9 protein-coding genes are annotated in these 6,699 nt (G+C 64.5%); 7 read left to right on the top strand and 2 right to left on the bottom strand.

Annotated features, from left to right (window positions below; translation table 11 throughout):
- From ACN0YF_RS09855 to ACN0YF_RS09845, 3 genes are all read left to right on the top strand, one after another.
- Positions 1-178 (top strand): exopolysaccharide biosynthesis protein (locus ACN0YF_RS09855; RefSeq protein WP_417494270.1); only part of this gene is annotated, 178 nt, incomplete at its 5' end.
- Between the two features lie 58 nt (positions 179-236).
- Entirely contained in the window at positions 237-767 is a 531-nt protein-coding gene (locus tag ACN0YF_RS09850; RefSeq protein ID WP_417482303.1) for a disulfide bond formation protein B, read from the top strand.
- Positions 764-1,366 carry a demethoxyubiquinone hydroxylase family protein gene (locus ACN0YF_RS09845; RefSeq protein WP_417482304.1) on the top strand — a complete coding sequence of 201 codons (603 nt, stop codon included), beginning with the start codon at positions 764-766 and terminating at the stop codon, positions 1,364-1,366. The genes ACN0YF_RS09850 and ACN0YF_RS09845 overlap by 4 nt, the downstream gene beginning before the upstream one ends.
- On the opposite strand, the gene ACN0YF_RS09840 is transcribed toward ACN0YF_RS09845, so the two are convergent.
- Together ACN0YF_RS09840 and ACN0YF_RS09835 are read right to left on the bottom strand one after the other, a co-directional pair.
- Positions 1,363-2,823 (bottom strand): ATP-binding protein, encoded by a 1,461-nt coding sequence (locus ACN0YF_RS09840; protein WP_417494235.1) that lies wholly within the window; start codon positions 2,821-2,823, stop codon positions 1,363-1,365. The two genes, ACN0YF_RS09845 and ACN0YF_RS09840, sit on opposite strands and share 4 nt — an antisense overlap.
- Before the next feature lie 19 nt (positions 2,824-2,842).
- Positions 2,843-3,583 carry a TVP38/TMEM64 family protein gene (locus tag ACN0YF_RS09835; protein WP_417494234.1) on the bottom strand — a complete coding sequence of 247 codons (741 nt, stop codon included), beginning with the start codon at positions 3,581-3,583 and terminating at the stop codon, positions 2,843-2,845.
- Between the two features lie 146 nt (positions 3,584-3,729).
- Here ACN0YF_RS09835 and rpmH point away from each other — a divergent pair, with 146 nt between their 5' ends.
- From rpmH to yihA, 4 genes are read left to right on the top strand one after another with little or no spacing between them, the layout of a single operon-like run.
- Complete coding sequence (gene rpmH, locus ACN0YF_RS09830) at positions 3,730-3,864, top strand: 50S ribosomal protein L34 (protein ID WP_417468573.1); 135 nt, start codon at positions 3,730-3,732, stop codon at positions 3,862-3,864.
- A 5-nt stretch (positions 3,865-3,869) separates the two neighbouring features.
- Complete coding sequence (gene rnpA / locus ACN0YF_RS09825) at positions 3,870-4,247, top strand: ribonuclease P protein component (protein ID WP_417482307.1); 378 nt, start codon at positions 3,870-3,872, stop codon at positions 4,245-4,247.
- A 14-nt stretch (positions 4,248-4,261) separates the two neighbouring features.
- Positions 4,262-6,052, top strand: coding sequence for a membrane protein insertase YidC (gene yidC, locus ACN0YF_RS09820; protein WP_417482308.1), 1,791 nt, complete (start codon positions 4,262-4,264; stop codon positions 6,050-6,052).
- Positions 6,053-6,087: 35 nt separating this feature from the next.
- Positions 6,088-6,696: a ribosome biogenesis GTP-binding protein YihA/YsxC gene (gene yihA, locus ACN0YF_RS09815; protein WP_417482405.1), complete on the top strand. Its 609-nt coding sequence runs from the start codon at positions 6,088-6,090 to the stop codon at positions 6,694-6,696.
- The last annotated feature ends 3 nt before the right edge of the window (positions 6,697-6,699 follow it).

Raw genomic sequence — 6,699 nt, 5'->3', positions numbered from 1 at the left:
ATCAGCGTCGGCCACGCCGGGCATCGCGCTCGCCATTGCCGCCCTGGGCCTGTTGACCCGAGACGGGCTGCTGGTGATTGGCGGGCTGATCCTCGGCCTGGTCTGGATCGCCCTGCTGCTTGTGTTCGGACATACGGTCATTGATGTGATCAAGACCTTCCTGCAATCTGTCTTTTGAGTTCCGTTTTCCAGTGTGCGCATTGGTCACGGTGCGAGCGTAATCAAGGTCGATCATCATGCCGGCAATGAACCCAGTCCTGTCCCAATTCCCGCTTACCCGCTGGCCGCTGCTGATCGGCGGTGCCTCGCTGCTGATCATGTTCGGCGCCTGGGGTTTTCAATATATCGGTCACTATGACCCCTGCGCCCTCTGCTATGATCAACGTCACATCCACATGGCGGTGATCGCGCTCGGCTTTGCCAGCGGCCTCGGCCTGATGCTCAAGCCGGATCTTGCCCGCTTCACGCCTTGGATCCTGTTCCTGATGGCAGCGCTGCTGCTGTACTCGGCCGGGTTCGCCTTCTGGCATGCCGGAATCGAGAATGACTGGTGGGACGGCCCGGCCAGTTGCACCGCATCGGGCGGCGCCAGCATCAGCGCCAGCGACATCATGGCTGCCCTCAATGGCGAGCGCCCGGTCGTGCTGTGCGACGAAGCCGCCTGGCGCATGCTGGGCATTTCCATGGCTGGCTATAATGCCATGATTTCTGCCGTCATGGCCGTGGTCGCGGGCTGGGTCGGCCTGCGGGGGCTGAAGGCATCATGACCGAAACACCCGCCGGCAAGGCCGCAAGCGAAATCATCCCCCAGCCAGGCATTCCCCTGCCCGGCAAGCGTCGTGATCCGCAAAGGATCGAACAGATGCTGCGCGTTGATCATGCCGGCGAATACGGCGCCGTCGCGATCTATGGCGGCCAGCGGGCGATTTACGGCAAACTGCCGCAGAAGGCCCGCATCGCCCGCCAGCTCGAGGAAATGGAAGCCGACGAACAGGTCCATCTTGAGGCCTTCGACGCCCTGCTGGTGGAGCACCGCGCCCGCCCGACCGCGCTGGGCCCGATCTGGAACGTGGCCGGCCATGCCCTCGGGGCTGTCACCGCACTGATGGGCGACAAGGCGGCCCATGCCTGTACCGAGGCCGTGGAGAGCGTGATCGAGCAGCATTATGCCGGCCAGATCACCGAGCTGCGCGCCATGGGCGAAGATGAGCTCGCCGACAGGTTCGACCAGTTCCGCAACGAGGAATTGGCGCATCGCGATCTGGCGATCGAGGAAGGTGCGAAAGACGCGCCGGGCTATCCGGTCCTGTCAGGGCTGATCCAGGCCGGTTGCCGCCTGGCAATCAAGGTCAGCGAAAAAATCTAGACGGGAAGCCGCACCGCAAACACGGTGCCCCCGGGTCCGGTCGATACCAGTTCGACGTCGCCCCCATGCGCCCGCGCCAGATCGCGCGCGATCGAGAGGCCCAGACCGGTGCCACCCCGCTTGGTCGAGCCGGCGAAGGGCCGGAAGAGATTGTCCTGCGCCCTTTGGGGCACGCCCGGACCGGTATCGCTGACCTCGATGCGGCAGAAGCCCGGCTCCGAAACGACAACGACTTCCAGCACTGCCGCGGCAGAATTGGCCGACATCGCCTGGATGGCATTGCGAAACAGGTTCAGGAATATCCGGTGTCCGTGATCGGGGTCGGCATTGAGCTGATGCTCCGCTCCGACCCGGTTGCGCCAGTCGACCTGTGCCTGCCCCTCAACCAGCAATGCATCGCGCGCCGCTTCCTCGAGCAATTCAGTCAGAACGATATTGCGGCGCACCGGCGGGCTTTCCTCGGCGCGGCCGAATTCCAGCGTCGCCTCGCACAGCCGCACACCGCGATCGACCGCACGCACCAGCCGCTCACCCATGCCGCGCACACGGTCATCGCTGTCCATGGCGAGACGGTCAGAAACCAGCTGGGCGCTGGCGAGGACATTGCGCAGATCATGATTGATGGTGGCGACCGCCTCTCCCAGCGCCGCCAGCCGCTCGCGCTGCAGCAGGGCCTGGCGGATTTCCGCCTGCATCCGTGCCAGCTCCGCTTCCGCCTGACCGATCTCGTTGCGGGCACCGCCGGGCCGGATCGTCAGGGCCGGATCATCGGGCGCGCCGCGAAAGCGGATCATCGCGTTGGCCAACCGCCGCATCGGCCGGACGAACATGTAGAACAGGGCCAGATAGATGATTGTACCGACGGCCAAGGCGATCAGCGCCGAATAGACCAGATAGCGGCGTGAAAACACCGCCAGCGCCTCCTTCAGCGGTGCCTCGTGCACGATGACATCGATCAGCTCGCCGGGCCGGCCCATCGGCGTGGCGCGAATGCGCAAGAAGCGTCCCGGCGGGGCGGTCATGGTTTCAATGGTGTCGCGCACATGTCCGATCCAGCCGGTGGTGCGCACATCGCTCTCCGCCAGTTCGCCATCGATCGGACCGGCATAGAGCACCAACTCGTTCATGCCGTCGCGAACCCGCGAGACAGCGACCGCGTCAGCGCCGGCCAGCAGCGCCCAGACCTCATCCTCACCCAGGGCGCCGCCGGGGGCGACATCCGCCGCCAGCGCCGCCAGGTGCGCCGCCTCGGCCCGGTCCATCATCCATTGCAGGCGAAATCCCGCCGAAGCGGGAAAATAGACCAGCACAACACCGATCGCGATGAAGCCGACGGTCAGCATCAGCAATTGCCCGGGCAGGCTTTCGATCATGCCGCGGCAGACCGCTGCGATCGCGCGGCCCAGCCGGGGCAGTGCACCGGTCGGCGCGGCGGGAGGTTGGGGTGTCTCAGGCATGGATGGTGCGCCCCATATCCTAGGGCTCCGGCCGCGACAAGGCAGCACGGGCCCGGCGGCGTACCCGGAGCCGGTGGCCGATCGCGACGGCGGCCATCAGCGCCACCATGGCCACGGCGATCAGGAAGGACGGCCGCGTCAGATCGGACAGGCCCGGCCGCACCCCCGCCTCGACCAACTCGCCCAGGCCCGCCCCGAGATTGGCGTAGAGGACAACGGAGGGCAGTGAGCCGATCAGCGTGCCGGCAAAGAAGGCGAGGAAACGGTGCCCCAGCAGCGCTGCCGCCAGATTGACGAGGAAGAAGGGGAGCGGCAGCACGCGCAACAGGATCACATAGGCAAATTCATTGCGATGAAAGCCTTCGGAGAACCGCGCGATCCTGTCCTTGGCACGCTGCCGCAGGCCGGGGCCGGCCAGAAACCGCATGATCAGCCAGGCATTGGCAGCGCCGAAAGTGATTCCCGCCAGCGAGACGGGAATCGCCGCCGCGGCGCCGAGCAGAAATCCCGCGCCGATGCTGAACCAGAGCGCCCCCGGCAACGAGACCGTGACCGCGAGCATGTAGAAGAGGGCATAGGCGAGGCTGGCCAGCAGGAGATGATCGCCGACCCAGCCGACATCGCCATTCCCGCGCGCCAGATCGACCAGGGCTTGCGGCGTCGCACCCAGCCAGAGCGCGACCAGCATGGCAGACAAGAGTACCAGCCCCGCCGCAAGGCGCAGGCGGACCCGCCCTTTCGCGGTGGGTGAATCGGTCAATGCCGGAATTTCCATCGCTCATTCCTACACCGCCGCTGCATTTTCGGCACCCTGTTGTGATGCGAATAACCGCCGACGCGCTTGACGCCCGCTCTACATATGCGTATTAGCGCCGCTCTTGAATTGATCGCCGATGGAGCGCGACCGTGAAACGCACTTTTCAACCGTCCCAGCTCGTCCGCTCACGCCGGCACGGCTTCCGTGCGCGTATGGCGACGAAAGCTGGTCGTCAAATTCTGGCACGCCGCCGTGCCAAGGGTCGCAAGCGGCTTTCCGCTTAACGACCATGGACACCACGCCGCCAGCCATTGACCGGCTGAAAAAGCGGCGTGAGTTCCTGCATTGCGCACAGGGTAAAAAGGCCGTCCGGTCGGGTGTCGTTATTCAGGCACGCCAGCGGGACGGCGCTTTGCGTTTGGGCCTTGGCTTCACTGCCACCAAGAAAGTCGGGAATGCGGTTGTCCGCAACCGGGTCAAGCGGCGCCTGCGCGAAGCGGCGCGGCTGCTACTGCCCCTCCACGGACGGCCCGGCTTTGACTATGTATTCATTGCACGCGCGACTACCGCCGATCGGGCCTGGCCGCGTTTGCTGCAAGATGTCGAAAGTGCATTGGTGAGCCTCGCGTCCGACGAGGCCCCGGGCAACGCGAAACAACGAGCCTGAGAGGCCTGACTGTTATGGGCGGAGAACAACGCAATCTCTTTATCGCGCTGGGGCTGATGCTGGTCATCATGCTTGGCTATCAGTTCCTGATTACCGGCCCGGCGCAGGAGCGCCAGCGCGCGGCGATCGAGGCCGAACAGGCCGCCCTGGTCGAACAGGGCATTGATCCCGACCTCCCCGCGGCCCTGACTTCGGAACCGACCATCTCCGCGCTCGACCGCCCCGAAGCACTGGCCACAGCCCAGCGCGTCGAAATCAATGCGCCGAGTGTTGAAGGTTCGATTTCGCTGACCGGCGCCCGTTTCGATGATCTGCGCCTGCGCCGCCATACGGTCGAAGTCGGCGGCACCGAGCTGATCTCCCTGCTCAACCCCATCGGCAGCGGGGATGTCTTCTACGTCCGCGATGGCTGGCAGTCGCCCACTCCGGGCTTTGCCGACCTGCCCGGTGGCAGCACGGAATGGACCCTGCTCTCCGGCAATGTCCTGACCGAAGAAACGCCGATCGTGATCGGCTATGACAGCGCATCGGGCCTGCATTTCGAGCGCACGATCAGCATTGACGAAAATTACCTCTTCACCATCTCCGACACCGTCACCAACACCACAGGCGGTGATGTCGAACTGCAGCGCTACGGTCTGGTGCGCGATGAAGGCATGCCGACCGACCTGACCAATAATATGGCCGTGTTCGAAGGCGCGCTCGCCGTGGTCGACGGCCGCCTGATCCAGCGCAAGTTTTCCAAGCTCGAAGATGGCGAGGAAGATGAGGCCAGCGGCGTTGGCGGCTGGGCCGGCATCACCATGCGTTACTGGATGGCCGCCGCCATTCCCGACCAGAGCCGCAATTTCACCGCCCGCTTCCGCACCATCGAGCGCGCCGGCATCACGGCCTTCGAGTCGAGCTATGTGGAAACCGCACAGATCCTTCCGGCCGGTGCCTCGCTGAGCTCGACCTCGCACATCTTCGCCGGTGCCAAGGAACTCGACGTCCTGCAGGCGGCCCAGAATGACCAGGGCATCCAGAAACTCGACATGGCCATCAACTGGGGCTGGCTCTGGTTCCTCGCGCGCCCCTTCGTCTGGCTGCTGCACCATCTGGAAAACCTGACCGGCAATGTCGGCTTGGCAATCCTCGCCCTGACCCTGATGGTCAAGATCGTGATGTTCCCGCTCGCCAACCGCGCCTTTGCCTCGATGGCGAAGATGAAAACGGTGCAGCCGAAAATCGCCGAGATCAAGGAACGCTACGCCGCTGACCAGCAGAAGCAGCAACAGGCGATGATGGATCTCTACAAGAAAGAGAAGATCAATCCGCTGGCCGGCTGTCTGCCAATCCTGCCGCAGATCCCGATCTTCTTTGCCCTTTACCAGACCCTGTTCAACGCCATCGAGATGCGGCACGCGCCCTTCTTCGGCTGGATCCGCGATCTGGCAGCACCTGATCCGACCAATATGTGGAACCTGTTCGGCCTTCTGCCCTTCGATCCATCCAGCTGGCCGATCCTCGGCGGCGTGCTGGCGATCGGCATCTGGCCGATCCTGATGGGCCTGACGATGGCCGCACAGCAGGCACTCAACCCGCCACCACCCGATCCGATGCAGGCGAAAATCTTCGCCTTCCTGCCCTTCGTCTTCACCATCATGCTGGCAGGCTTTGCCTCCGGCCTGGTGATCTACTGGGCCTGGAACAATGCGCTCTCGGTCACCCAGCAATACATCATCATGCGCCGCCACGGGAATGAGACCCAGCTCGACAAGCTGATCGCCCATATCCGTGACCGCATGAGAGGAGGCGGAAACTGACCGCGTCCGGGGAACCTGATCTGGCGGCCGGGCGGCTGCTGTTTGCCCGCCCGTGCAACTTCCTGATGGGAGCGGTTGATCTCGATCACCTGCCTCCGCCGGATCGCACCGAAGTCGCCTTTGCCGGCCGTTCCAATGTCGGCAAGTCGTCCCTGATCAACGGGCTGACCAACCAGGTCGGACTGGCGCGCGCTTCGGGCGAGCCGGGACGCACCCGCGAGCTCAATTTCTTCAACCTCGAGGGCAGCAAGCTGCGCCTGGTCGATCTGCCGGGCTATGGCTTCGCCAAGGCGCCCAAGGATGTGGTCGACAAATGGACGCGGCTGACCCGGGCCTTCCTGCGCGGCCGCGTGAATCTCAAGCGCGTCTATCTGCTGATCGACAGCCGCCACGGGCTCAAGCCGGTCGATCAGGCCATCATGGATGTGTTTGACGAGGCCGCCGTCAGTTATCAGCTCGTGCTGACCAAGTGCGACAAGATCAAGCCACCGCAGGTCGCACGGACCATCGAGGAATCGCTCGCGGCAATCCGCAAACGCCCCGCCGCCTTCCCGCGTGTGGTGGCGACCTCGAGCAGCAAGCGGCAGGGTCTCGACGATCTGCGTGCCGAAATCGCCTCGCTTTTGCCTGGCGGTGCCGGATAGGGA

Origin of the sequence: Maricaulis sp., assembly GCF_048270265.1 — a bacterium.
Classification (GTDB): Bacteria; Pseudomonadota; Alphaproteobacteria; order Caulobacterales; family Maricaulaceae; genus Maricaulis.
This window is presented reverse-complemented; position numbering and strand designations above follow the sequence as displayed.

Bases quoted from the DNA above. Each gene is read 5' to 3' on its own strand.
- ACN0YF_RS09850 (WP_417482303.1), top strand. From the start codon at position 237: ATGCCGGCAATGAACCCAGTCCTGTCCCAATTCCCGCTTACCCGCTGG.
- ACN0YF_RS09845 (WP_417482304.1), top strand. From the start codon at position 764: ATGACCGAAACACCCGCCGGCAAGGCCGCAAGCGAAATCATCCCCCAG.
- ACN0YF_RS09840 (WP_417494235.1), bottom strand. From the start codon at position 2,823: ATGCCTGAGACACCCCAACCTCCCGCCGCGCCGACCGGTGCACTGCCC.
- rnpA (WP_417482307.1), top strand. From the start codon at position 3,870: ATGGACACCACGCCGCCAGCCATTGACCGGCTGAAAAAGCGGCGTGAG.
- yidC (WP_417482308.1), top strand. From the start codon at position 4,262: ATGGGCGGAGAACAACGCAATCTCTTTATCGCGCTGGGGCTGATGCTG.